Source organism: Luteolibacter rhizosphaerae, assembly GCF_025950095.1.
In the GTDB taxonomy this organism is placed as follows: domain Bacteria; phylum Verrucomicrobiota; class Verrucomicrobiia; order Verrucomicrobiales; family Akkermansiaceae; genus Haloferula; species Haloferula rhizosphaerae.
This window is the reverse complement of the sequence record NZ_JAPDDR010000008.1, coordinates 129,871-155,280: the sequence shown is the minus strand read 5'-3', so window position 1 is coordinate 155,280 and position 25,410 is coordinate 129,871. Positions and strand designations below refer to the sequence as shown.

Annotated in this window: 14 protein-coding genes; 8 read left to right on the top strand and 6 right to left on the bottom strand. The window is 62.9% G+C overall.

Annotated features, from left to right (window positions below; genetic code table 11):
• Window positions 1-13 precede the first annotated feature (13 nt).
• The 3 genes from rpiB to OJ996_RS16090 form a co-directional block, all read right to left on the bottom strand.
• Window positions 14-1,687, bottom strand: a complete 1,674-nt coding sequence (gene rpiB / locus OJ996_RS16105) for a ribose 5-phosphate isomerase B (protein WP_345783790.1) — start codon at window positions 1,685-1,687, stop codon at window positions 14-16.
• Between the two features lie 167 nt (window positions 1,688-1,854).
• On the bottom strand, window positions 1,855-2,334 hold the full coding sequence (locus tag OJ996_RS16095) for a low molecular weight protein arginine phosphatase (RefSeq protein ID WP_264514650.1): 480 nt from the start codon (window positions 2,332-2,334) through the stop codon (window positions 1,855-1,857).
• A gap of 33 nt (window positions 2,335-2,367) precedes the next feature.
• Window positions 2,368-6,954 carry an Ig-like domain-containing protein gene (locus OJ996_RS16090; RefSeq protein WP_264514649.1) on the bottom strand — a complete coding sequence of 1,529 codons (4,587 nt, stop codon included), beginning with the start codon at window positions 6,952-6,954 and terminating at the stop codon, window positions 2,368-2,370.
• A gap of 266 nt (window positions 6,955-7,220) precedes the next feature.
• On the opposite strand from OJ996_RS16090, the gene OJ996_RS16085 reads away from it, so the two are divergent.
• The 3 genes from OJ996_RS16085 to OJ996_RS16075 are packed head-to-tail and all read left to right on the top strand — an operon-like array spanning window position 7,221 to window position 10,441.
• The gene (locus OJ996_RS16085) at window positions 7,221-7,688 is read left to right on the top strand and encodes a (2Fe-2S)-binding protein (protein WP_264514648.1); all 468 of its coding nucleotides are present in this window, start codon (window positions 7,221-7,223) and stop codon (window positions 7,686-7,688) included.
• Window positions 7,689-7,702: 14 nt separating this feature from the next.
• Window positions 7,703-9,850 (top strand): xanthine dehydrogenase family protein molybdopterin-binding subunit, encoded by a 2,148-nt coding sequence (locus OJ996_RS16080; protein ID WP_425605567.1) that lies wholly within the window; start codon window positions 7,703-7,705, stop codon window positions 9,848-9,850.
• A gap of 6 nt (window positions 9,851-9,856) precedes the next feature.
• A complete protein-coding gene (locus tag OJ996_RS16075) occupies window positions 9,857-10,441 on the top strand; it encodes a hypothetical protein (protein ID WP_264514646.1) in 585 nt (194 codons plus the stop codon).
• On the opposite strand, the gene OJ996_RS16070 is transcribed toward OJ996_RS16075, so the two are convergent.
• Both OJ996_RS16070 and OJ996_RS16065 read right to left on the bottom strand, forming a co-directional pair.
• Entirely contained in the window at window positions 10,438-13,506 is a 3,069-nt protein-coding gene (locus OJ996_RS16070; RefSeq protein ID WP_264514645.1) for a PQQ-dependent sugar dehydrogenase, read from the bottom strand. The two genes, OJ996_RS16075 and OJ996_RS16070, sit on opposite strands and share 4 nt — an antisense overlap.
• 167 nt (window positions 13,507-13,673) lie before the next feature.
• A complete protein-coding gene (locus OJ996_RS16065) occupies window positions 13,674-15,809 on the bottom strand; it encodes a RecQ family ATP-dependent DNA helicase (RefSeq protein ID WP_264514644.1) in 2,136 nt (711 codons plus the stop codon).
• A 319-nt stretch (window positions 15,810-16,128) separates the two neighbouring features.
• On the opposite strand from OJ996_RS16065, the gene OJ996_RS16060 reads away from it, so the two are divergent.
• The 3 genes from OJ996_RS16060 (at window position 16,129) to OJ996_RS16050 (ending at window position 18,624) form a co-directional block, all read left to right on the top strand.
• The gene (locus tag OJ996_RS16060; protein WP_264514643.1) at window positions 16,129-18,030 is read left to right on the top strand and encodes a hypothetical protein; all 1,902 of its coding nucleotides are present in this window, start codon (window positions 16,129-16,131) and stop codon (window positions 18,028-18,030) included.
• A gap of 186 nt (window positions 18,031-18,216) precedes the next feature.
• Window positions 18,217-18,423, top strand: a complete 207-nt coding sequence (locus tag OJ996_RS16055; protein ID WP_264514642.1) for a hypothetical protein — start codon at window positions 18,217-18,219, stop codon at window positions 18,421-18,423.
• An 18-nt stretch (window positions 18,424-18,441) separates the two neighbouring features.
• On the top strand, window positions 18,442-18,624 hold the full coding sequence (locus OJ996_RS16050) for a hypothetical protein (protein ID WP_264514641.1): 183 nt from the start codon (window positions 18,442-18,444) through the stop codon (window positions 18,622-18,624).
• A gap of 68 nt (window positions 18,625-18,692) precedes the next feature.
• On the opposite strand, the gene dgt is transcribed toward OJ996_RS16050, so the two are convergent.
• On the bottom strand, window positions 18,693-19,982 hold the full coding sequence (dgt, locus tag OJ996_RS16045) for a dGTP triphosphohydrolase (RefSeq protein ID WP_264514640.1): 1,290 nt from the start codon (window positions 19,980-19,982) through the stop codon (window positions 18,693-18,695).
• A gap of 120 nt (window positions 19,983-20,102) precedes the next feature.
• On the opposite strand from dgt, the gene OJ996_RS16040 reads away from it, so the two are divergent.
• Together OJ996_RS16040 and OJ996_RS16035 are read left to right on the top strand one after the other, a co-directional pair.
• Window positions 20,103-23,600: a hypothetical protein gene (locus tag OJ996_RS16040; RefSeq protein ID WP_264514639.1), complete on the top strand. Its 3,498-nt coding sequence runs from the start codon at window positions 20,103-20,105 to the stop codon at window positions 23,598-23,600.
• Window positions 23,597-25,288 (top strand): NHL repeat-containing protein, encoded by a 1,692-nt coding sequence (locus OJ996_RS16035; RefSeq protein WP_264514638.1) that lies wholly within the window; start codon window positions 23,597-23,599, stop codon window positions 25,286-25,288. Before OJ996_RS16040 ends, OJ996_RS16035 begins: the two co-directional genes overlap by 4 nt.
• The last annotated feature ends 122 nt before the right edge of the window (window positions 25,289-25,410 follow it).

The window sequence follows — 25,410 nt, the reverse complement described above, 5'->3', positions numbered from 1 at the left end:
GGTAACGCCCTTCTCAGAGCGGCATCGGGAAAGCGCGATTGAAGGCGAAGACCTTGTCGCGGATCGCGTGCAGCTTGGCCTCATCACCGATCGAAGCGAGAGCCTCGGCGATGAAGTCGGCGACTTGCTCGACGTCCTTCTCCTTCATGCCGCGGGTGGTGACCGCCGGGGTGCCGATGCGGATACCGCTCGGCTTCATCGGAGTGCCGGTGTCGAAGGGGATGGAGTTCTTGTTCACCGTGATGCCGGCTTCGTCCAGCGCGTGCGAGGCATCGGCTCCGTTGAGACCCTTCGGACGGAGGTCGACCATCATCACATGGTTATCGGAACCGCCGGAAACGATGCGGAAGCCGTGGCTGGCGAGGCGGGCGGCGAGGGCCTGGGAGTTCTTCACGACCTGCTCCTGATAGGCCTTGAAGTCCGGCTTGAGAGCCTCACCGAAGCACACCGCCTTCGCGGCGATCACGTGCATGAGCGGGCCGCCTTGGATGCCCGGGAAGACCTGCGCATCGATCTTCTTCGCAAACTCCTCCTTGCAGAGGATGATACCGCCGCGCGGGCCGCGAAGGGACTTGTGAGTGGTGGAGGTGACGAAATCGGCGTGCGGAACGGGATTCGGATGAACCCCGGCGGCGACGAGACCGGCGATGTGCGCCATATCCACGAAGAGATAGGCACCAACCTCACGGGCAATCTCGGACATGCGCTCGAAGTCGATCACGCGGGAGTAGGCACTGGCACCGCAGGTGATGAGAGCGGGCCTCACCTCGCGCGCCATCTCGGCGAGCTTGTCGTAGTCGATGCACTCGTCATCCGGGCTGACACCGTAGTGAACCACATCGTAGAACTTGCCGGAGAAGTTCGCCTTGTGGCCGTGCGTCAGGTGGCCGCCGTGGGACAAGTCCATGGTCAGGATCTTGTCCCCGGGCTTGAGCACGGAGAAGTAAACGGCGGTATTCGCCTGCGAGCCGGAGTGCGGCTGAACGTTCGCGTGCTCGGCACCGAAGAGCTTCTTGGCGCGGTCGATCGCGAGTTGCTCGACGACATCGACATTCTCGCAGCCACCGTACCAGCGCTTGCCGGGGTAGCCCTCGGCATACTTGTTCGTGAGGACCGAGCCTTGGGCCTCCATCACGGCAGGCGAGGCGAAGTTCTCGGAAGCGATCAGCTCGATGTTGTTCCGCTGGCGCTTCTCTTCCGCGACGATGGCGGCGTAGAGATCGGGATCGGTCTCGGCGATGCGGGAGCCGGAGGACTTGCAGACGCGGCCCTCGTGGCGACCGCCTTCGAAGGAGGTGGTGAAGAATGCGTCCGCCATGGCGACCGCGGTACCGAAATCGACAGTCTTCGCGCCGAGGCAAAGGACGTTCGCGTCATTGTGCTGGCGGGTCACCGAGGCTTCTTCCGCGGTGCGGACGTTGGCGGCGCGGACGTGACGGTGGCGGTTCGCGGCGATCGAGACGCCCACGCCAGAGGTGCAGCAGAGGATGCCGAAATCCTGAGTGCCATCCGCGACTGCACGGGCGACGAGGTTCGCGTAGTCCGCATAGTCGACCGAGTCATGGCCTTGGGTGCCGAAATCGGTGACCTCGTGGCCGGCACCTTTCAGGTGGGCGACAAGCTGGTCCTTCAAGTCAACTCCGCCGTGGTCGGCGCCGAGGGCAATACGCAGGGACTTCTGGCTCATGGTGATCGCTTGGGCGGCACGGAAATGGAGGCCGAGGGCCCAAGTTCCAAGTGAAAAGTACGAAGTTCCGGGGGAGGACGTTCCAAACCCGAAATTCCAAGACACAAGGACAGCCAGAGAGGCTGACAATCGTTGGAAGCTCTTGTCCTTGTGGGACCGGTGAGCCTTTAGCCCTGCCAGGTCTGGTCGATGAAAGCAATCAGGGTCGGGATCGCTTGGTCGAGGGTCTTGGCCGTTTCCTCGTAAGCCTTGCGGCCCATACCGATGGGATCCGGAACGTCCGATCCGACCCCGCGCCCGGGGATCTCGACGAACTCGCAGGTCAGATAAAACTTGTCGCTGTAGTCCGGAAACAAGTTCTCCAGCGCCTCAAGGTGACCGGAGGTCATGGCAAAGACGTGGGTGGCTTTCTCCACCAGTTCCTGAGTGACAGGCTGGCTGCTGAAGCTAGCCAAGGAAATGCCGCGTCCGGAGAGGAGTTTGCTCGTCTCCGGATTGGCCGAGTCCCCGGGATAAGCCGCGACCCCGGCAGACAGCACCTCGAAATCACCCCGCTCTTCGACCGCCTTCCGAAAGAGGCCCTCGGCCATCGGGCTGCGACAGGTGTTTCCCGTGCAGATGAAGAGGACCGATTTCTTGGCGGACATGCGCGCGCACCATGTCCCTCAACCGCTCCGCGGTCAAGGCGGTGTAAGGGTAACTACCACCCGGCCATAGCGCCGGGCCGGACCGGAACCTCCGGGATCGGCGATGGTGACTCGTTCCCAGACGGTATCGATGCTCTCCACCAGCGGGGGTGCGAGCGCCGGGGCGAAGTCATGGAGATTCGCTCCGAACTGCGCGGTGTAGGTCAGTGCGGAGGCCTTCCGGCGCAGGAACTGCAGGGAGAGCAGCTGGCCGGAGGGATCACCCGGGCTTACAATCATGCGGGGCAAGCCGGAGCCGGGAACCTCGCCGGCGTTGTAGACCGAATGATCCGGATCGGAGGGATCGAGATTGAAGGCATACTCCAAGAGCTTTGCGATGCCATCGCCATCTTCATCCGAAAGCTGGGACGAAGCTCCGCCATCCACTCCATGGTCGAAGGCCCATTGCTCGTAGGGCGTGCGATGAGTCACCGTCAGCGGGTTGGAAGGGAAGTTCCCTGCACCGCCCGAATCCAGCGCGGTATTCTCCGGAAGCGAAAGCGTGACGGCCGCTCCGGAAGGCAGGATCGTCAGCGTGTAGGAGGCGCCCGAACCAGCGAGCGAGGTGATCGCACCGCCAGTGATCGAGAAGTCTGCCGCCGCAAGCCCGGTGACGCTCTCCGAGAACACGAGGGTAGCGGGGAAGCTGCCATTCACGACGCCGGGGGGACCGCTGAGGTTGGCAAGCGGGCGGATGCTTTCGAACTCCAAGCGATCGATCCGGGTGCCATCATCCCGCCCGAAGATGGTAAGAGTGTGGCTACCCGCGGCAAGGTTCAGGACCACGGGATCTGCCACATTGCGGTTGTTCATGTAGTCCCAGACGTAGCTGGTGCCGACCGGAGTGATGTCCCAGAGATGCACGGTGCCTGTGGCCGAATTGCCATCGATCTCCGTCCAGAAGGAATCACTGGACGTGTCCGCCGCCCGGACCAGACCGCGGACCATCCACTGGCCGCCGTGAGGCAGGACGAAACTGTATTCAGCGCGGTGCTGGGTCTTTACCGGCAGATTGAAGTTGTTCGCGTATGCCCCGTCCGGAAGCCAGAGATACTGGCCGTGAGGTGCCGCGGGATCCGTCACCACCACCATGCCCCCGCCGATATAGGATGTCTCCGCCGCGTTGCGGGCGAGGATCTGCTGGACGTAGCCCAAGGAGGCAGAGAGACCCGCGCCCATTTGAAGACCCGCGGTGTCGATCACCGCCCCGCTTTTCAACTCGATCAGCACGCTTCCCGGGACGAGCGGAGTGAGGTTGAGCAGGTAGGCATCACCTGCCGGCACAATTGAATCAAGGGTGGCATTAGTCACAACAAAGTCGGAGAGCGCGAGACCGGTGACCGGTTCGCCGAAGTTCAGGCCGACTTGGAAGGGCCCGGTAACCTGAGCTGGAACATTCGTGAAGGCGGGCAGCGGCGGCGCGGTATCGACGAAGCCAATCGAGAGCGACGCGGAAGCACGGCTCCCGAGTGCGGCGACATTCGCGGCATCGGCCGGGACCGAGACGGAGACATTCGCGGCCCCGGGAGCGATGGCCGCGACGTAGTAATATCCCTTGCCGCGCAGGCCGGTCACGGTGCCACCATTCACCTGAAGGTCGGCCGCCGTGAAGTCGGTGACGTCCATGTCGAAGACCACGGTCACCTCGAATGGGCCGGAGACGGTGTCCACCGGCCCGGCGATTTCACAGCGGGCTTTCCGCAAGCCGACCAAGCCGTCGTAGCGCTGGACCGCGGTGCCATTTGGCCAGGTTCCGGAAGTCATCAAGGTCCAGTTGCTGGCATCCGTGCTGTAGTGGACCTGGTAGTTCGCGATGCGGCCGTTCTGGTTGCCTTGGCGCGGGGTATAGACGAAGCCTCCGACACTGCGGAGGGAGCCGATATCGATGGTGATGTGGTGCGGCAGCGGATCGATGCCGCCGGTGCCGTAGCCGGTGTGCCAGAAAGTCGTGATGTTGCCATCGATGGCGCGCACCGCGGGAGTGAACTCGTCACCAAGCTCCTCGCTATCGAAATCGAACACCGAGAGCTCCGAGACAGGAATGGAAGCACCATTGCCATCGAGGATCGAGAACTCCCCGACGCTCGTCCACGGTCCACCGCCGACTTCCGAGGTGGCGGTGAGGCGGACATAACGGGCCTGCGGCGAGGGCGAGGTCTGGAACTCCGCCTCCGTGAGACCGGTGATGTATCCCTCGATCAGATCGACGGCTTCCTCATCGATGAGGTTCTTGGCGAGAGGCGGCATCGCGGCACCGTTTCCGACGTTATCCATGCGGACATGGAGTGCGGAGAGACTCGGTATGCCGGGCTTCAAGTAGCGACCATCAGGCCCGAGGCTGAAGTGACCTTGGATCACGCCGTTCACGATGCCTTGCAGGTTGAGAGGAGTCCCGAGGCGCGCATCAAAGTAATCCACGGTGCCGCCGGGCCGGTGGCAGTGCGAGCAGTTCGAGTCGAGGTAGGATCGGACCCGATGCTCGACCGGAGCGGTTTCATCGTAAAGCGGGCGGGACTCGATGTAGTCCTCGATCTGCGCGGCAGTCAGCGAGACATCCAGCATGCCAAGGGCATTGAAGGTCGCGAGCTGGTTGGCCGTGCGGCCGGTGGAGGGGTAGTGGAAGGGCTTGTTCAGCGAAGACGTACGGACGCCAAGGGCCTGCCCGGAGGCATCATTGTGGCAAAGCAGGCAATCCGCCCGCGAGGGGAAGTCCCAGTGGCGGGTCTCGGTGCTGCCATCCTGAAGGGTGACCTCGAAGTCATCTGCATCCCCGCTTGAAAGGAGTTCGGCATCGGTGCCTGCTTCATTCCACTTGTAGGTGAAGCCGTACTTCCCACCACCGGTAGTGCCCACGATGAAGCGGGTCTCGAGGCGGCGGACAAGGGACGGATTCCGCTCATCCACGGGAAGCTCGAAGTGCTTCACGAAGACCGTCCCCGCCGGGAAGACCCAATTGGCCTCCTCGCTGAATGTGATCTTCTCCGCGGCGCTATCGTGGATGCCGTCGTTCGGCAGAATGATCCAGCGCTGCTTGGCGGCGGCATCCGACCAGAGCGCATTCGCCACATTGTAAGGGATCACTCCCGGTGCCGTGGCAAGCGTGGCTAGGTCGGTAAAGACGCCCGTCTGCGATAGCCATTGAGGCGGCTCCTGCGAGACACCTGCCGAGACCAGCTTGCGGATGGTGCCGCCGGGCTGATTGGTGCCATTCACGTTCAGCAGGAAAATCTCACCGCTGGAATCCGTGCAAAAGTTCGCCAGGCCCGCCTTGTTGCCGGTGGGCAGCCCCGCCACGATCTCCTGCACGACCGGAGCGCCGCCACTGGTGGAGAGCGTGGCGGTCCAGATCCGTCCGCGGACGTGATCGCCGAAAAGAAGCTTCCCGCCGAGGAGGCTATTCCACTTTGCCCCGCGATAGCGCATGCCACCGATGATGCAGGTGCCGGTACTACGGTTATAGTCGTGCGCCGGAGCTTGGGAAACTCCGATGAGCGGGGTGGGCGTGGTACCCGGACCGGGGATGCCGCCTTCCATGAAACCCCACTGGGCGTTGCTGCCTTTGGGGGCCAAGGTCATCTCTTCGCGCGCACCTTCACCCACATCGCCGATCCAGATATCACCGGTCACGGCATCATGGTGCATGGTGTGCGGGCTGCGTAGGCCGAGGGAGTGGTATTCTTCGAGGATCGAGCCCCCGGCATCGAGCCATGGATTATCGTTCGGAATGCCGTATCCCTGCGTGAAGCTGGCGGGCCAGCCGGCGGGCTTGTTGGTCGGGCTCTGCGGCTGGCGACGGATCGGGTGGGATTTGGCGGGGTCGTTGTCGACGTCGATGCGGAAGACACCGCTGAAGAGTCCCCAGTCGAGGCGCTGGGTACGGCTCAGGGCACCATCGGCCCCGGTGAGTCCCCCACCCTCGCCGCTGTCGCCGCCGTCCCCGCAGTTGATGTAGAGAAAGCCGTCCGCGCCGAAGAACATCGCGCCACCATTGTGCCAACGACAGCGGTCATACTGGTTCATCATCACGTATTCGCTGGCAGGATCGAGGGTGCCGCTTGCGGCTAGCCAGGTGAAACGGGAGACGCGCCAGAAAGAATGATTTGAATCCGCACCGGAGAGCGCCGGACGGTGGTTGTAGCAGACGTAGACGTAGTTCGCGTTCGGCGAACCGAGATGGCCGAACTGCGGATGGAAAACCAGCGAGTAGAAGCCCTGGTCCTCGGAAGACTGGGTATTCGAGACCCACTCCAGCACCTTGGTGACCTGTCCTTGGGTGACGGCGGGGTTGTTCTCGAAGCGCCAGATCTGCCCGTTCTTCCCGACAAGCAGAAGCTGGGTGGTACCGGGAATCTCCGTCAGCCAGAGCGGATCGACGAAAGTAAGGTTCGGGAAAGCATTCTCCGTCTGCCAGCCGGTCGATTGGCCCGGCGGGGTAGCGGGAAAGGCACCGTTGAAAAAGCTACCGACGGCTTGGGGCGCATCCAGTCCACCCTGTGCGAAGGTCTGCGTCCACGGCAGGGAGCCGAGCACAGCGAAGGCAAGGGAGGTCCACACGCTCCCGCGACTGGGTTTTGCGGGCATGACTGCGCCCGCTATATCAATCGATTGTACGGATTCAATGGAATTCCTGACGATGGATACCACCCGTTCGGGTGGTCCGGCTCACCTCCCCTACTGCCAAGCGGCCTGTGGAGCAGGGCCGCGAAGAAGTGAGGCGAAATTGTCACACTCATCCGAAACAACGGAGGAGGTGAGCGCAAATCCCTAGACGGGAGTCGCGGATGGTGCTTTCTGATAGGTCGGGCGTGAAGCGGTGTCGCGGCATGCCCCGCCAACCACCATTCGCCATGATCACGCTCCAAGTGAATCGCAAAGAGCACGCCGTGGATGCCGATCCCGCCACGCCGCTGCTATGGGTGCTGAGAGACCTCCTTCATCTGACCGGGACAAAATTCGGCTGCGGGATGGCCCAGTGCGGTGCCTGCACCGTGCATCTGGACGGCGAGGCCGTGCGTTCCTGTGTGACACCGGTGTCCCGCGCGGTCGGGAAGCAGGTGACCACGATCGAGGGACTTTCCGACGACAACTCGCATCCCCTGCAGGTCGCATGGATCCAGGAAGATGTGCCGCAGTGCGGCTATTGCCAGTCCGGCCAGATCATGTCGGCAGCAGTCCTCCTCAAAGGCAAGCCCGACCCGAGCGACGAGGAAATCGACGCCGCGATGAGCGGGAACCTCTGCCGCTGCGGAACCTACCAACGAATCCGCTGTGCGATCCACAAGGCCGCCGAGATGTCGAAAGGAGGTGCCAAGTGAGCACGGAGCAACGCATGGGCCGGCGCGGATTCCTAAAGCGTGGCGGCTTGCTGGGTGGAGGCTTGGTTCTCGGGTTCACCGTGCCGATGGCGAAGCGGCTCGGTGCCCAGGGAGCGCCGGACTCGAAGCTCCCGGCACCGAATGCTTTCCTGCGGATCGGGCCGGATGATTCGGTGCGAGTGATCTTGGCCCACGCCGAAATGGGCCAGGGGATCTGGACCACGCTGCCGATGCTGATCGCGGAGGAACTGGATGCCGATTGGTCGAAGGTGAGCGCGGAGCACAGCGGCGTGGCTCCGGCCTACAATCACACCGCCTTCGGCTTCCAGATCACCGGCGGATCCACCACCACGCATTCGGAATTCGATCGCTACCGGCAGGTGGGAGCGATGGCGCGGGAGCTCCTGGTGAAGGCGGCGGCGGCTAAGTTCGCCGTGAAGCCGGAAGAATGCCGGACCGAAAAGGGGATGGTGATCGCCGGTGACAAGAAGGCGAGCTACGGCGAACTGGCGGAAGCGGCGGCGAAGCTGCCTGCCCCGGAGAAAGTGACGCTGAAGGATCCTAAGGACTGGAAGATAATCGGCAAGGCCACCAAGCGGCTGGATAGCACGGAAAAGGTAAATGGCACGGCGCAGTTCGGCATGGACGTGCACTTCGACGGAATGCTCACGGCGGTGGTGGCGCGTTCGCCGGGATTCGGCGGCAAGCTGAGGTCGGTCGATGACAAGGCAGCGCTCGCGGTGAGCGGGGTACGGCAGGTGGTGAAAGTGCCGAGCGGCGTGGCCGTGCTGGCGGACCACTACTGGGCGGCCAAACAAGGGCGAGAAGCCCTGAAGATCGAGTGGGACGAAGGCCCGACCGCGGGGCTGGACAGTGCCAAGCAACGCGAGGATTTCCGCAAGCTCGCTGCCACCGCCGGGGCACCGGCGGCCAAGGCTGGCGACGCAGGCAAGGCCCTGCAAGGCGACGACCTACTAGAAGCGGAGTACTATGTGCCCTACCTGGCACACGCTCCGATGGAGCCGCTGAACTGCACGGTGAAACTGGGCGAGAATAAATGCGAGATCTGGACCGGCACGCAGATGCAGACGGTGGACCAGCAGGTGGTCGCGCACATCACCGGGTTGAAGCCTGAGCAGATTTCGATTCACACGACCTTCCTCGGCGGAGGATTCGGACGCCGGGCGACACCGACCTCCGATTTCATCTCGGAAGCCGTGCAAGTGGCGAAAGCGAGCGGCAAGCTGGTGAAGGTGGTGTGGTCGCGGGAGGACGATATCCGCGGCGGCTACTATCGCTCCGCCTTCCTGCATCATGCGAAGGTGGCGCTCGGCAAAGATGGATACCCGGCGGCATGGAAACATGTCCTGGTCGGCCAATCGATCATGGCGGGCACGATGATGGAAGCCATGATGGTGAAGGACGGGATCGATGCGACTTCCGTCGAGGGCGTGTCGGATTCGCCCTACATGAAAGAGATCCCCGATCATCTGGTGGAGCTTCATTCACCGAAGACCGGGGTCCCGGTGCTGTGGTGGCGCTCCGTCGGGCACAGCCACACGGGATTCGTGATGGAGAGCCTGATCGATGAACTGGCGCACAAGGCGAAGAAGGATCCGGTGGAGTATCGCAGGGAGCTGCTAAAAGATCACCCGAGACATCTGGCGGCGCTGAATCTGGCGGCGGAGAAATCCGGCTGGGGCAAGCCGCTTCCTGCCGGTCACTTCCACGGGGTATCCGTCCACGAGAGCTTCGCAAGCTTCGTGGCGGAGGTCGCCGAGGTATCGGTATCGAAAGAAGGCATCCTCAAGGTGCACAAGGTGACCTGCGCGATCGATTGCGGTCTGGCAGTAAATCCGGAAGGCGTGAAAGCCCAGATGGAGTCCGGCATCGTCTTCGCGCTGAGTGCCGTGCTGCACGGCGAGATCACCTTCGACAAGGGTGCGGTGAAGCAACGAAACTTCCACGACTACCCGGTGCTGCGCATGCACGAAACGCCTTTGATCGAGACGCACATCGTCCAGAGCAGCGCCAAGATGGGTGGTGCGGGTGAGTGCGGGGTGCCACCGCTGGCGGCTGCAGTAACCAACGCCATCTTTGCCGCGACAGGGAAACGCGTGCGGGAGCTGCCGGTCCGCACCGATCAACTCAAACACGCATGAGATGCCATGAAAGCCACACGAATGATCTTTGCGACCGGAGCCATCGCCATGGCGGGCTATGCCTTCCATCTCCAAGGGCAGGATGCCCCTGCTGAAAAGAAAGATGCCGCAGCCTCCAAGGCCGCCTTCAAGGAAGCCTATAAGGTGCTGATGCACCCGCGCTGCATGAACTGCCACCCGGCGGGTGATGCCCCGTTGCAAGGAGACGACAGCCATCCGCATACGATGAACGTGAAGGCAGGCCCCAAGGGCGAGGGCTTCGCCGCGATGAAGTGCACGAGCTGCCACCAGAACGCGAACCTGCCGGGCGAGAACATGCCGCCGGGGAATCCCGTCTGGCATCTGCCGCCGCCAGAGATGCCGATGGTCTTCGAGGGCAAGTCTCCCGCCGAACTCGCAGCGCAGCTCAAGGATCCGAAGCACAACGGTGGCAAGACCCTCGAGCAGATCCTGCATCACGTGTCCGAGGACCAACTGGTACTATGGGGATGGAATCCCGGCGAGGGCAGGACCCTGCCCCCGCTGAGCCACGAGGAATTCGTGAAGCAGATGAAGGTCTGGATCGACAATGGCGCGGAGGTTCCTGACTAGCGGGCCGGGTTCTTAGAGCCGGAGACCTTAAGAAGGTTCGACTCCAGATTGCCGTGCGAGGATGCGGTGGCCACCCCGGCGGGCACGGAAATGCTCACCGGAAACCTCTCCGGTGAGATGGTGGCCACGTAGTAGTAGCCATCGCCGCGAAGCGCTTTCACCCGTCCGTTGCTGACGCGGAGATCGCCGGGACCGAAGCCGCGGACCTCGGAATCAAACACGATGGTCCCATCGAAATCACGGCCGGAAGCAACCGGAGAGGCAGCGATGGTGCAGGTTGGCGCATGGATCAGGTCATCGAAGCGGTAGGTCGCAATGGCAGGGCCAGAGCCAGGAGAGAGCCTTCCCTCCGCGAGTTGGGTCCAACCGATCCCGTCCAAGCTGTGGTGGACTTGATAGGAAGGAAGGCGCCCGAGAGATGAATCCTGTCTCGGGACATATTCAAAGCCGCCGATCCTGCGGGGGCGCTGTAGATCGAGGGTGAGGGCCAGGAAGAATCCCGCCTTCTCCGAACTCGACCAGCAGGTAGCCGGATCTCCATCAAGGGCAAACCGGGCGGGGGAGACGGCATCCTCGGAGTTCACTTCCGCAATCGCGAGATCCGCTGCCGGCATCGGGTTCCCGGATTCATCGAGGATACGGATCTCAGCGATCGAGGCGAAGCCATCGCTGCCGATCGGAGCGGTGAAGCAGACGTAGCGGGCAAGCGGGGCGGAGGGAGGAGGAGTGATATCGCGCGATAGTCCCGAAATGTAATCCGCGAGAAGCGATGTGGCCCGGGCATCGATGCGGTTGTAACCGAGCGGCGGCATCGCGAGGCCGGGTTCGCAGCTCGTCATGCGGGTGTAGATCGCGGAGAGTTCGGGGTGACCCGGGGTGATGTAGGATCCGCCGGGCAATGCATACTGGCCTTTCAGAGTGACATCGATGATGCCCTGCGATTGCAACGAGGTTTGGAGCCGGGCATCGAAATACTCCACGGGTCCGCCCGGTTGATGACAGTGGGCGCAGTTCGCATCGAGGTAGGAACGCAGGCGATGCTCCAGTGGAGCGGATTCATCATCCAGGCCGCAAGCGGCCAAAGCGCCGGCGAGCTCGGAAGGGCTTAAGCTGCGGTGGAAGATCCCGAGGGAATTGAAGTGGGCGAGTTGATTGACCGGCTTGTCGGAACCCGGGTACAACACCAGCCGATTGATCTGATGGGTTCTCAGACCGAGCGCTTGGCCGGAGGCCTCGCTGTGACACTGCATGCAGTCTGCCCGCGAAGGAAAGTGCCATTGGAATGTCTCCTTGGTCGCGTTCTCCCGGGTAATCGTGTAGTCCGCGATGGCACCCTCGTTGAGCAAAACCGCATCCGTACCCTGCTCATTCCAGCGGTAAGTAAGACCGTATTTCCCCCCTTTGGCAGTGCAGATGATGACCCGGGTCTCCATCCGTTTGAGGACCGAGGGATCCCATTCGTCGAGAGCCAGATCGAAGTGTTTCACCAGAACGGTACCGGCAGGAAAGCTCCAGTTGCCCGCCGTGGAGTAGGCGACCTGTTCTTCGTCCGAATCGCGGAGGCCATCGTTGGGCAATGCCATCCAGCGCCGCTTGATCGCGCCATCCGACCAGAGGGGACTGGCAACCTCGTAGGACATCAGGGCAGGAGAAGGCTCGAGGCGGGCGGTATCAGTGAAGAGCCCGGTGTCTGAAAGCAAGGCAGGCGGCCCGGCGAGCGGCTTGCCTGGAGTGAGTATCCTCACCGTCCCGCCGTCGCGATTGCTACCGTTCAACTTGAGTAGGTAAATATCCCCGGCGGAATCGGTGCAGACGTTAGAGAGGCCCGAGTAGATTCCGGCACCCAAGCCCGAGAGGATCTCCGTGGCTTCCGGATCTCCGAAAGCATCCGGATCCAAGGTAAAGAGGCTGCCTTTCAGGTTGTCACCGAATAAGATCTTCCCGTCGAGTTGATCCGCCCAGCGCGAACCGCGGTAGCGCATTCCCCCGATGATGCATCCGCCCATGGAACGGTCGTAGGCATAGACCGGTGGCGTTTCCCTGCCATGGACCTGCTCGCGGGACTTCGGCCCCGGAACCTCTCCCTCCATGAAAGGCCACTGAAGGTTCGAGCCTTTGGGGACAAGGTTGAGTTCCTCGCGATCGGTGCGGCCGACATCGCTCACCCAGAGTCCATCTGTCTGAAGATCGTAGTGAGCCGTGTGCGGGCTGCGGAGTCCGATCGCGAAGGTTTCCTCCAAGTAATGCCCGGCTGGATGCACCCATGGATTGTCATGCGGGATCGTATAGCCCTGCGAAAAGCTGGCAGGAAAACCAAGCGGCTTATCCGCGCCATCCGATGGCTGGCGACGGATAGGATGAGAGCGCTCGGGATCCTGATCCACATCGATCCTGAAGACCCCTCCGAAGAAGCAGCCATCCAAGGCTTGGGACTGACCGAACTGGTCATCGGTGCCCCCGCCATCACCACAGGTGAAAAGGAGGAAGCCCTGCTTGTCGAAGGCGAGCGCCCCACCGTTGTGCCAGCGGTTCGGATCATATTGTTGGATCAGCACCGATTCGCTGGAGGGATCGATGGTCTCGTCGGCGGGATCCCAATGGAAGCGCGAGAGACGCCAGAAGCTGGCGTCAGGACCGGCACCCGCGAAGGTGGGGCGAAAGTTGTAGCTAAGGAAGATCTCGGAGGAATGGGACGAACCAGACCGACCGAACTCCGGATGGAAGGCGATCTGATAGAGCCCCTGATCTTCCGAGATCTGGACTCGGGAACCCAGATCGAGAGCGACCGAAACCTCGCGTGGACCCGACTGCCTTTCCTTCGGGAAGCGTTTCAGCCTGCCGCTTTTTTCCACCACCACCATGTCGCTCGTCCCGGGAATCTCGGCGATCCACATCGGATCAGTGAAGGTGAGTTCGGGAAATGCATTGGCACTGGCAAAGCCCGGGGAAGCGCCGGGTGCCTCGGCGGGGAAGACTCCGTTGAAGTACGCGCCAACCGGTACCGCAGCGTGCTTGGGCCGCCCGGGGAGCGCTGCCAATCCCGCTGCGGCCAGGCAGAGAGCCATGAAGAGGCCTCGCTTTTTCCACCGGGGGGAGTGGCGCATGCTCGGGCGAGGCTAGCCGGCGCCATTCCGGAACCAAGATGAAATCCCGCCAAAACGATTCGTGACGCTCATCTCTCCCGTATCTCGGGATTCCTCCTGATACTTGAACTTTCCTAAGGAAACACCGCCTAGATCTGCTTCCACTCCTTCAGAGCCCGGAGGAAGGCCGGCAGGTAGCGTTGAGCCTTGGATTCACCGATTCCCGGCACGGCCATCCCTTCCTCAACCGTGGTGGGACGATAACGGCAGAGTGCTTCGAGCGTCTTGTTGCTGAAGATCACGTAGGGCGGCACCTCCTCGCGCTTGGCCAGGGTGCCGCGGAGATCCCGCAACATGGAATAGAGCACCGGATCAAAGCCTTGGTCCGCGAGATGATGCGAGGGGTCCGGGGACGACTGGGTGGAAGGCCAGACCATGCGATACTTCGCCTTCCCCTGCATAGCCGACTCACCTCGCTCGGTGAGAGTCAGAAGCGGGAACTCCCCGGCCTCGATCCGTAAAAGGCCGGCATCGCAGAGCGAGCGCATGAGGGCATTTACATAGCCAGTACCTTGGCTTTTAAGAAGGGCGTAGGTGCTGAGCTTGTCCAGCCCGCCCGAAATCATCTCTTGCGAACGACTGCCGCAGAGCATCTGCACGATCTTGCCGCGACCGAATTTCCCCTCCCAGCCCGAGGCCGCTTTACGCGACATCCGGGCGACACCGCTGAGCGCCTTGCGGACCACCAAGTCCTCATCGGGGGTTGGGCCGCGCTGATCGCTCCCGCCGCTTTCGCGACACATGTCACAGTTGCCGCAGACATCGGCGTCCTCCTCGCCGAAGTAGCCGAGTATCCATTGCTGACGGCAACTGCGGGCATAGCAGAGCTCGACCATCGACTTCAGCTTGTCACGATCCCGACGCTCCTTCTCCTCCAGCGCTGAATCGTCCAATTCCAAGGAGCGGGCGAAAACATCGGGCCGCTTGAGACGGGTGCCGCGCATGCGCTTGCCGGGGACATCGAAGCGCTCGATGTAACCTGCCCGCCCGAGCGCAGCCAAGGCACTGCTCACGGACATCGAATTTTTCATGCCCGCGCCCTCGGTGATGTCCTCGATGCTACGATGAACCTCGTACTCCTTGTCAGCGGCATTCAGGAGATACTGGTAGACCTCGCGGATGGTGCTCGCGCCGGGGTTCGCTCCCTCGATGAAGAACTCTTGGGTGCGGGTGTCCGCATAGTTGAAAAGCAGCTCGCAGTGCGCGGCCTCGCCATCGCGACCGGCGCGGCCCGCCTCCTGATAGTAGGCCTCCACACTTCCCGGCACTTCGAAGTGGATCACGAAGCGGACATCCGAACGGTCGATCCCCATGCCGAACGCATTCGTGGCCACGGCGACGTCCGCCTTGCGCTGCAGGAAGATATCCTGAGCATCCTCCCGCTCGGCATCGCTCATGCCGCCATGGTAGGCGATCGAGCGGATGCGCCACGAGGCAATCGTCTCGGCCACTTCCTCCACTTTCTTGCGGGTGGCGCAGTAGATGATGCCGGTCTTGTGCGCCTGAAGGATCTCGCGGATGCGGTCATACTTCTGCTGCTTCTTCTCGACCGCAGTGATGGCGAGCGAGAGATTGGGCCGCGAGAAGCCGCTAACCACCTCGAAGGGATCGCGGAGCTTCAGCACTTCCAGGATATCCTGCCGAACCACGGGCGTGGCGGTCGCGGTGAGTGCCACGCACTGGGGACGCCCGATCTTGTCCAGCGCCTTGCCAAGCCGCATGTAGTCCGGGCGGAAGTCGTGGCCCCACTGACTCAGGCAGTGTGCTTCATCGACCGCGAAGAGCGAGACTTCCACGCCCCTCAGGGCGTTTAGGAAGGACTCGGCGCGGAAACGCTCCGGCGCGACGTAGACGAGCTTCCAGTGTCCGCTCCGCATGCCATCGAGCCGCTCTTTCTGCTCCGGCCAAGGGACAGAGGAATTGATCAGCGTGGCGGGGATTCCCTTCGCCACCAGCGCATCCACCTGGTCCTTCATCAGGGCGATCAGCGGAGAAACCACCAGTGTTACCCCCTCGAAGCAAAGGGCCGGGAGTTGGTAGCAGAGGCTCTTGCCACCGCCGGTGGGCATCACCACCAGGCCATCGCGCCCGCTGGTGATCTGGGAGATCACACGGTCCTGGCCATCCAAAAAACCTTCGTGGCCGAAGTGCTTCCGGAGCGCTTCGAGCGGGGTTTGGACAAGGGATTTGGATGGCGCGGCTGGCACTTGTTCAAGTGAACTCATCCGGCGACAAGGGTCAAGCCGGGTTCCCGGTGAAGCTACGGTGAAATTTCCGCGAGGGAAGACCGCGATGTCGGGATTTCTACTGACGAGGACAAGGTGCTCCGGCATTGCTGGAGTTGTGCACAAGGCGACTCTCCCCGTTACATGTTTGGTGTTAGGTTTGGCCGGTGGAGGCCTGATCGGACACTCGGTCAGAAAGGAGGAATCCCCCTCCTCCGCGGCCTCTAAAACCGCCGATCCGGCTGGCCACTCTCGGACCAACCGCACGGGAGAGCGGATCGTAAAAGCCGATGCGACGCTGAAGGATTTGATGGAGCTGATGAAGTCCGGACGGACCGGCGTGGCCGAGGCACGGCTGACCCTCGCGCTCGATGACGTGCCGCCACAAAAGCTCTCGCAACTGGCGGACGAATTGCGGGAGCATTTCCGCAAGAATCCCGGCTACGACTACAAGCAGGTGCAGCTGCTGGGGGCGGTGCTTTCCGCTTGGACCGGCAGTGATCCGGAAGGGGCGTTGGCCTTCGTGAGGGACTCGCCTTCGAAGACCTTTCGCAATATGGCCTACGATTCGGTCTTCGGCGTACTCGCGGAAGAAAACCCGGCCGATGCCCTCAGCCGGGCGAAGGGTCTGGAGAACTCCTCGGAACGGCTGAATGCCTTGGCCGCAGCCGCATGGGCGAGCGGGAGGAAAAATCCGCGCGAGGCGATCCGGCTCTTCGGAGGGATGAAGGAGCTACCCGGTCATATCCGGACCGCCCTGATCGATGAATTGGGGAAGATCGCGCCGGAAGAAGCGGTCGCCGAGCTGGCGAAAATCTCGCCCAATGACCGGGATACTTTCTGGAACAGCGAAGGGGTTTTCACCACATGGGCGGCGAGCGATCCGGAGGCGCTACTGGCCTGGGCGGGAACCGCCACCGATCTGAACATGCGGAACTCGGCCTACCGTGCTTACTGCCGCCGCATCGCAGGAGAAGATCCGGCCGCGGCGATGGCAAAGGTCGGCGCCATGCCCGCGCACCTGAGAACCGAACTGATCGGCGCGGTGATGGAAACATGGGCGGATACCGACCTACCCGGGGCCTTGGCCGCAGCCCAAGCAATGGGCCAGCCGGCCGAACGCGAGCGGGCGATGCAGGCTCTCGTCAACCGGCTCGATTGGAGCGATCCGACCGCCGCCACCAAGGTGCTGCTCGCGATGCCCAAGGGGAATGCCCGTAACTCGGCCTTGGATAACTTGGCCTGGGGTCTTCGCTGGCTATCGCCGACGGAACGGCAGGCGACTCTCGCCCAATTCGAGGGGGCGGAATACTCCAAGCTCGCCAGCCGGGTGGCCGGCTCGATGATCGCCGAGGATCCGGAAGCGGCCATGAAGCTTTTCCAGGAAGTCCCACCGTCCCTGCGGGGTGAGTATGATCTCCGCTACTTCATGTCCTCACTGGCTCAACACGATCCGAAGGAGGCTCTGAAGTTCGCAACCTCGCTCGAATCGGCCTCCGATCGCAGCCAAGCGGTGCGGCAGGCCTTCGAGCAGATGGCCTCGCTCTCTCCACAGGATGCGGCCCGGACGATGGAAGGCATGAGCGACCCGAAGGACCGGCAGCAGGCTCTGGTGGCACTGGCGGAAGCATGGAGCCAGCGCGATCCGGACGCCGCCCTGCGCTGGGCGGAATCGCTCTCCGGAGAAGAGCAGACGGCAGCGCTGGCCAAGCTTCTGCCTGAACAGGCCAGGAACGATCCTGCTTCCGCGGCAAACCGCCTGAGTTCCCTGCTCGCGAATCCCGGTAGCAATACCGGCGCGGTACTCCAATCGGCCACCGGCGACTTGGCACGCGAGTGGGCGGGACGAAATCCGTTAGAAGCCGCAGCTTGGGTAGCAGGGCTCCCGGCAGGAAGTGCAGCCGAATCCGGAGCCGGTTCTTTGATCCAAAATTGGAGCACCCATGACCCGGCAGGCGCGGCCGATTGGATCTCCGGATTGCCCGAAGGAGGGGTGAAAGATGCGGCAATCCAACCCTTGGTGGAATCCATCCGCCAGAATGATCCCGAGACCGCCTTCTCATGGGGGCTCTCGATTCAAGATTCTGCGAAGCGAGCGGCCGTCATGGAGGCGACGATCCGCAACTGGAATACGAACGATGCGGATGCCGTGAGAATTGCGATCCAAGGGGCCGACCTCGACGCGACGGAGAGGTCGAACTACGAAAAGCTGCTGCGTTGACAAACCCTTGCCCTTTGCAATGCGCACGCTCGGCGAAGGAGTGCGACTTGCGCTGGATTGCTGTCCTCCTGAAAATGGAAAATAGCATCGAACACCGATCATAACAAACTCGCCAACAACGGTTAACAAAGACCAATCACAGCCCCGTCAGGCCCGGGCATCGTGATTGCTGGATGATTCACTGCCATGAGAATCATCCTCTATATCCTCGGCTCCTTGATCCTTCTCGGAGCCCTTTGTTACGCAGCAACCTTGGTCGGAGTTCCTCCCGTTTGGGTCGGCGTGATCGGCGCGATCATCTTCGGCTTGGGTATCATGGGAGCCGCTCGTACCGGGACCCGCGGTGGGACTACCGATTCTGGCACCAGCACCGTCATCAACAAAGTGGAATAAGCTCCAACTTCTCGACCCATGAAAATCATAGCGACATTCCTCGTCACCGGCTTTTTGGCCAGCCTCTCAAGCTGCACCTATTACGAAGACGAACCGTCCGGAATCTCCAGCACCACCCGCGATACGACCACCACGGTGACGGACTACGGAACGGGTGAAAGCACCACCACGCGGAAGACGACAACTCATTACCCCGAGTAGCGGATCTGACTTCCGGACTAGAACGGCTCCGTCAGAGCTTCGGCACTGCGGAGCCGTTTTGTTATTCTCTAACCGATCAGGTCGCTGATCGAGCCGAAGTCCGGAGTAAAGAGACGCTTGTACATGCGCGCCGCGTAACCGTCGGTCATCCCGGCGAGGAAGTCGCAGATGAGGCGGGCTTTCTTCTCGGGGCTGTCCGCTTCGGAAATCTCGGCGGCGGCGTCTTCAGGCAGGAGTTGGAAGTCTTGGCCGTCGATGGAACCGCCGGTGACATAGCGCTGCTCCAACACGTCCCACAGGCGGTGGAGGAGGTGATTGCCCTTGTGCTCGAGTTGCTTGAGCTGGGGGGAGAGGAAGACGAGTTCGAAGGCGAGTTTCTTGAAGAGCTTCGACTCGGCCTTGATGTCGGGATCTACGACGAGCTTGAAACGATAGCGGTTGCTGGAGCCGCTGAGGAAGTTGGTATCCGCCTTGAGAGTGGTAGCTTGGATATAGCGCCCGATGCGCTTGCCCACGAAGGGATCAACGCGGCGCTTCCGAATGGCGGCGATGAGCTCGCCAAGCGGGGTCCCCTCCCCGATTCCTTTGTCGTGCTTCTCCGCCCATGCCTCGATCCGCTCGATGCGGAGGAAGCCGGCACGCACGCTGTCGGCGATATCGTTGAGCGAGTAAGCGGTGTCGTCGGCCCAGTCCATGACCTGGCACTCGATCGATTTGAAGGAGTCGCGCTCGTCACCGGGCGGGAGCTCTGCGGGAAAGTCATGCCCGCCCATCGCCCAGTCGAGAAAGCCGTGCTGGAAGTCGTAGAGGAAATGGTTCTCCGGCAGTACGCCTCCTGTCGTCCGGAGTTCGGTCCATAGCGACTTGTATTTCAGGATCGCGTCGAGGAAGCCCCGCGTGGGATCCATGCCAGTGCGCTTGGCGGAGAATATCCGCTCGGTGAGCAGGCGCAGGGTCTGGGCGTTGCCCTCGAAGCCGCCGTAGGGACCCATCAGGTGATTGAGGGTTCGCTCCCCGGCATGGCCGAAGGGCGGATGACCGAGGTCGTGCGACAGACAAGCGGCCTCGACGAGATCGGGATCGATGAAGAAATCCTCCGCCAGAGGATCGCCCGCATGCTTGAGCCAGTGGCAGATCGAACGACCGATCTGGGCGACTTCCAAGGAGTGGGTGAGGCGGGTGCGATAAAAGTCATACTCCCCGCTCCAGAAAACCTGGGTCTTGTTCTGCAAGCGCCGGAAAGTGGGCGTGTGCAGGATGCGGTCGCGATCGATCTGGAAAGGCGTGCGGAAGTCCCTGGCATCGGGTTTTCCGGAAAAGCGCTCGGTATCGAAGGCACCGTAGAAGCGATTGGGCATCGCGGATTTGCTAGGATGCCCCGGGCTCCGTGGCGAGCCCCAAGGCGGAAGATGCCGGGAAGGATCGCGTTTTGATGAAAGCCAGTCCCTCCTGACGGGGTTCTTTCTCTCCAGATTCAAATGTCCTTCCGATCCATTCTCTGCCTCTGCGCCGGCCTTCCCTACTCTGTAGCGGCGGAGAACCTGACCACGGTTTCGACGGTGCTGAGTCCCCGCGTGGCCTTCGATGCGGAACAAACGCCAGCCGGTCTCAAGATCGTGGTTGAGGCGGATGCCCTCGATGGAGAAGCCGTTGCACTGAAGCTCGGAGTGGCGGGAAAGGGGCACACCGAGCTTGGCGGCGAGAGAGCGAAGCAGTCCCGTAGCGGCAAGACAACCCGCTGGGAATTCGAGATCCCTGACGAGAAGGGAAACTCATCACTCCGCCTCGCATTCTCCCTCGAATGGGCTGGCGGCCCGGGCGGACAAGTCCGGTTGAAGCAGCGCTTCCGACATCTCAATCCGGCGGCGGCGCATTCCGGTCTGTCGGAGAATCCGCGGGACTGGCAGGTACTCGACCTGGAGGAGCGGGAGCGGCAGGCAGCGGACCGGGCACTGGAGATCGCGATCGACTTCCAGCAGCCCTCGGATGGGAAGGCGAGCGTGGTAATCGAGAAGCCGGACGGCTCGCGGGTCAGGAACCTGATCTCAGGGCAAGATCTGGCAGCGGGGAAGCACCGGCTGGTCTGGGACGGGCTGGACGAAGAGGGAAACATCGCGGCACCGGGCGATTATCGCTGGCGGGCGATCTCCCATCCCGGGCTGAAGCCGGTGCACGTGATGGATTTCTGCGACGGGCCGGGATCGAACCATGGGACTTTCCAAGCGGCGGCGTCCAACGGGACCTCGCTGTTCTTCGCGGCACCGGTGGCGGAGGGCGGGCATGAGATCGTGGAGCTGGCGCCGGACGGCAGCTTCATCCGCGGGTTTAATCCGCCGCATGGTCATGGGCTGGGCAGGGTGGCGCTGGCGGCGGACGAAAACTATCTCTACGCAGCCCACGACGGGCTGGCATGGGGCCAACACGTGGACCGATCCAAGCCGGACTGGAAGGAAGAGCGCACGATCAGCGTGATACGGATCGACCTGAAGTCTTGGAAGGTCGCGGAGTTTCCCGACGGGACGAGGCATTCGCCGCTGAGGAAATATCAGGTGGGACCGGGGTCTGGCACCAAGAGAGACCCCTTGGAGCACGCGCTGGCAGGGATGATTCTGTTAGATGGCAAGCTCCATATCGGCGACAGCACCACAGCCAGCATCATGATCGTCGATGCCGGGAGCGGGAAACTGGAGAGGGAATATCCACTCCCCGGGGTGAGGGCACTTGCGACGAAGGGATCGCGGTTCCACGCGATTGGTCAGGGTGGCCTGATGAAAATCGATCCGGCAACGGGACAGAGCAAGGTGATCGCCAAGCTTGGGGGTGATCCGGCGGGGCTGGATGTGATGGAGGACGGCTTCTTGGTCAGCGACGGGAAAGATCACATTGTGCGGGTGCTGGATGGCCGCGGGCAGGAGGTGAAGCGGCTGGGCACGCCGGGAGGGATCGTGCCGGGGGCTTACGATCCTAAGCGACTGAAAAACCCCGGCGGCCTTGTCGCACTGGATGGGAAGCTGTGGGTGACGGAACGCGAGCGCTGGCAGCCGAAGCGGCTGGCTGCCTTCGACATCCTGAGCGGCGAGGTGGTGAAGGAGTATTTCGGCCCGACCAACTACGGGGCGCAGGGCGCGGGCTTCGACGAGAAGGATGCGAGCCGGTGGCTCGGACAGGGGGCGCTGTGGAAGATCGACTTCAAGACGAAGCAGGCCAAGCCGGTCGCGATCACCAGCGGTAAGAGCGGACGGCGGCACCAGTTCTGGCGACAGGAGGGGCGGACCTTCGTAATCAGCTCGGGCAAGGCGACATGGATTCAAGAACTCCACGAGGACGGAACCTTGCGTCCCCTCGCCTGTCTGTCGTCTGCCCACCAATTCTCCTACGACTGCGACTGGCGGCCACCGGCGGCATTCACCGAGGCCTTCCAGCGGGACCGGCCCGACATTCCCTACGGCGGTAGCCAGGGCGGGGTGATCGAAGACGGCAAACCGGTGCATGGCACCGGCATGCTGTGGGTGGACCAGAACGGGAATGGCGAGATGGATGCGGCGGAGATCGAATTCACCGCGAAGGACACCAGCGCGGGCGGGGCGGGCTGGAGCCACGATGGACAGGACCTGGGCTTCCGCGTTCCGGGCGAGCGGAACGGAAAGGCCGTGTTGGTGACGCTGGTTCCGCAGGGCTGGTGGCCGGGCGGGGCACCGCGCTACCCTTCGCTCAATGAAGCGGTGGCGAAGGCGCCGGAGATTGACCTGCCAGGCAGCAGCATGGTGGAGAGCATCAGCGACCGCTTCGGCAACACGGTGATGAACTCGGACCCGGCGATGCGCCTGATCGGTCCGGACGGAAAGCTGAAATGGACCTATCCCAACCGGTGGAGCAACGTCCACGGGTCGCACAAGGCACCGCTCCCGAAGACCGGCGAGCTACAAGGGGCGCTCTTCTACAGCGGGATGGTGCCGCTGGACGATCAATCCGACGTGATGGCGATCAACGGCAATCACGGCCGAGCCTTCATTATGACAAGCGACGGCCTCTATCTGGACGAGATGTTTCCCGACGTGCGGATGATGACGAACCCGCAGGCCGGGGGCGTGGGTATCTTGGGAGGAGAGTGCTTCGGCGGGACCTTCGGAAGGGCACCCGACGGGGAATACTATTTCCAAGGAGGCGGGATCGCCTACCGCATCTATCGGGTCGAGGGTCTGCGAAAGACCAAACGGAGCAGCGGGAGCCTCACCGTGAGCGGGCCGCAATCGATCGCGGCAGGACGCAAGCAGGCGCGGAGCGTGGCAGAGAGCGCCGAGCCGCCGAAGGCAGTGATCGGACGGGGCGACAAGGCCACGACCGAGACGACGCGATGGGACCGCGAGGGCAAATTCCCCGTCACCGTCCGCGCAGCCTGCGATGGCAAACTACTATATCTACAGTATGAGGTGGCGGATGCCTCGCCATGGGTGAACCACGGAACGGACTGGCAGGCGCTGTTCAAGACGGGAGACGGGATCGACCTGCAGCTCGGAACCGACCCGGCGGCGGCCACCGCTCGAAGCAATCCGGTGCCCGGGGACCTGAGGCTCTTCATCGCGCCGATGGGCGAGGAAAACGTGGCCGTACTCTACCGGCATCGCCTGCCCGGAGCGGCGGCGGGCGAGACGGTGAATTTTCAAAGCCCGTGGCGGAGCGAGAAGGTGGACTCGGTGAGGAAGCTCGAAGCCGTGCAGATCCGGGCGGAGCGCGGTGGCGAGAGCTACCGGGTCGATGTCGCGATCCCCCTCGCCGAGCTGGGCCTGAGCGATCCGGCGAATCTATCGCTGCGCGGAGACTTCGGCGTGATCTACGGGGATGCCGCGGGGACCTTGAACATCTTCCGCAACTACTGGTCGAACCGGGCCACTGGCTTGGTGAACGACGTGCCGGGGGAAATCATGCTGAGCCCGAATCTCTGGGGGAACATCCACTTCGACGCCGCCAAACCATGAGACTGCCGCTTCTATTGATTGCACTCATTCCCGCCGCCGCGGCTGAGACGTCCCTGCGCCATCGCGGGGTGCTGGGAAACTCCGGCGAGCAAGGCACGACCTTGGTGCGCTTCGCGGAGAAGAACGCGAGCGGCATGGGCGTGGCCTACGACGCGCAGGGCTCGCTATGGGATCGGGGCGGTGACGGCAGGCTGAACCGCTATGCGGTGGATGGCCGCCTGATAGCGAGCTACGAGATCCCTCCTGGCGGTAGCGCACACGACAAGGACACGCTGGTGATCTGCGGCGAGCAACTGTTGATGAAAGTCGGCAAGTCGCTCCATGTCCTTCCGCTCGACGCTCAGGCGGCGACGCACCCCACCGCGCTGGCCCCCGAGGTCACGCGGATCTCACCCAACAGCCAAGACGGCTGGGTCGCGGCAGCCAGGGGGCGCGAGGCTTTTTTAGTGAATGCCGCGGGCGAGACCAAGCCGGTCGAGGTGCTGGAATCCGACACCTCGGACATCGCGATCGGTCCGGACAACGGAATCTTCGCCAAGACGGGCGACACAATGCAGCGGATCGACTCCTTCGCACCCGAGGGTCAACGGGGGCCATGGCCCGCGCCCGGCGACCGGCCGCAGTGGCTGGCAGAGCGCTGGTATGGCTCGGCATGGCACGGCACCCTGCGGCGTTTCGGCGCGGACTTCCTACCGGATCCCGGGGTGGTGCTCGGCGGGGCTTCCGGGGCCTTCATCGGCTACGTGCCGGGGAACCACGAACTGAACGACGCGCGTGGCCTGGCCGATCTCGGTGGCAACCTCTTCGCCGCCTCCGGCGCGGAGGGAGTGATGCACCTGCTGGAGTGGTCGCCGGTGGAAAGCCGCTTCACGATCCTGCGGCGGATCGGCGCGGTGCCACGTTGCGGAGCACTGGCCATGGACGGCGAGGACCGGGTCTGGTTCCACAGCGGATTCTGGGAATGGAGCGACGGGCCGGATACGCCGCTGCGTCACAGCGTGCCGCCGCCGGATGCGCCGGGATTTGCCGGGGCGGCGACCCTGCCGGGCGGAGGTATCGTCGCGCCGGGGATCCGCTGGAAGAAACCCGCGCTCTACTATGGCAAAGGCGATGGCCCGGCGGGGCTTTCCGAGGACATTCCCCTGCCAGAGAACGCTGTGGCCTGTGCTCTGGTCCCCGATCAAGAGCGTCTGACGCTGCTGGTCACGGATGCGCAGGGGAAAGGCCGGATGATGCACATTGCGGGCGAAGGGAAGTTCGAGGGCGATGCAGGGGCGGCGGAGCTACCCGGAGGGCTTTCCGCGATCACCAGCCTGGCCACGCAAGGGAAGGCGATCCTAGCTGCGGACAAGGGCGAGGTGATTGGGTTCAGAACCGGGCAAGGAGGCTTCAAGGAGACCTCGCGCTGGAAGGATTGGGGCAGCGAGGACACGGCCTCTCGATTCGGGGAGGTCATCCACTTGGCCGCGAGCGAGGATCTGCTCTGGGTGGCGGACACCCTGCGCCACCGGGTGCTATGTTTCGATGCCGCGGGAAAACTCCTCGCTAGCTTTGGAACTACCGACCGTGCAGGAGAGGATCTCGCGCGGCTCAACCGGCCGACGACGCTAGCAGCGCGGGGAAAGCGGGCGGTGGTTTTCGACTCCGGGAACCAGCGACTGGTGAAACTAGAGTTCAGCGGCGAGTGAATCTACGCACCCGGGACGTCTTCACGAAATTTTGACGAATCGAGTGAGAGAGCGCGGATTTATTCCGCGTTAGCCGATAAATCCGGCGCGCAGCCTCGCTTTTGGCGAGAACCACGCTTTGA

Bases quoted from the DNA above. Each gene is read 5' to 3' on its own strand.
- OJ996_RS16080 (WP_425605567.1), top strand. From the start codon at position 7,703: ATGGGCCGGCGCGGATTCCTAAAGCGTGGCGGCTTGCTGGGTGGAGGC.
- OJ996_RS16075 (WP_264514646.1), top strand. From the start codon at position 9,857: ATGAAAGCCACACGAATGATCTTTGCGACCGGAGCCATCGCCATGGCG.
- OJ996_RS16040 (WP_264514639.1), top strand. From the start codon at position 20,103: ATGTCCTTCCGATCCATTCTCTGCCTCTGCGCCGGCCTTCCCTACTCT.
- OJ996_RS16065 (WP_264514644.1), bottom strand. From the start codon at position 15,809: ATGAGTTCACTTGAACAAGTGCCAGCCGCGCCATCCAAATCCCTTGTC.
- OJ996_RS16085 (WP_264514648.1), top strand. From the start codon at position 7,221: ATGATCACGCTCCAAGTGAATCGCAAAGAGCACGCCGTGGATGCCGAT.
- rpiB (WP_345783790.1), bottom strand. From the start codon at position 1,687: ATGAGCCAGAAGTCCCTGCGTATTGCCCTCGGCGCCGACCACGGCGGA.
- OJ996_RS16035 (WP_264514638.1), top strand. From the start codon at position 23,597: ATGAGACTGCCGCTTCTATTGATTGCACTCATTCCCGCCGCCGCGGCT.
- OJ996_RS16095 (WP_264514650.1), bottom strand. From the start codon at position 2,334: ATGTCCGCCAAGAAATCGGTCCTCTTCATCTGCACGGGAAACACCTGT.
- OJ996_RS16050 (WP_264514641.1), top strand. From the start codon at position 18,442: ATGAAAATCATAGCGACATTCCTCGTCACCGGCTTTTTGGCCAGCCTC.
- OJ996_RS16055 (WP_264514642.1), top strand. From the start codon at position 18,217: ATGAGAATCATCCTCTATATCCTCGGCTCCTTGATCCTTCTCGGAGCC.
- OJ996_RS16070 (WP_264514645.1), bottom strand. From the start codon at position 13,506: ATGGCTCTCTGCCTGGCCGCAGCGGGATTGGCAGCGCTCCCCGGGCGG.
- OJ996_RS16090 (WP_264514649.1), bottom strand. From the start codon at position 6,954: ATGCCCGCAAAACCCAGTCGCGGGAGCGTGTGGACCTCCCTTGCCTTC.
- dgt (WP_264514640.1), bottom strand. From the start codon at position 19,982: ATGCCCAATCGCTTCTACGGTGCCTTCGATACCGAGCGCTTTTCCGGA.
- OJ996_RS16060 (WP_264514643.1), top strand. From the start codon at position 16,129: ATGAAGTCCGGACGGACCGGCGTGGCCGAGGCACGGCTGACCCTCGCG.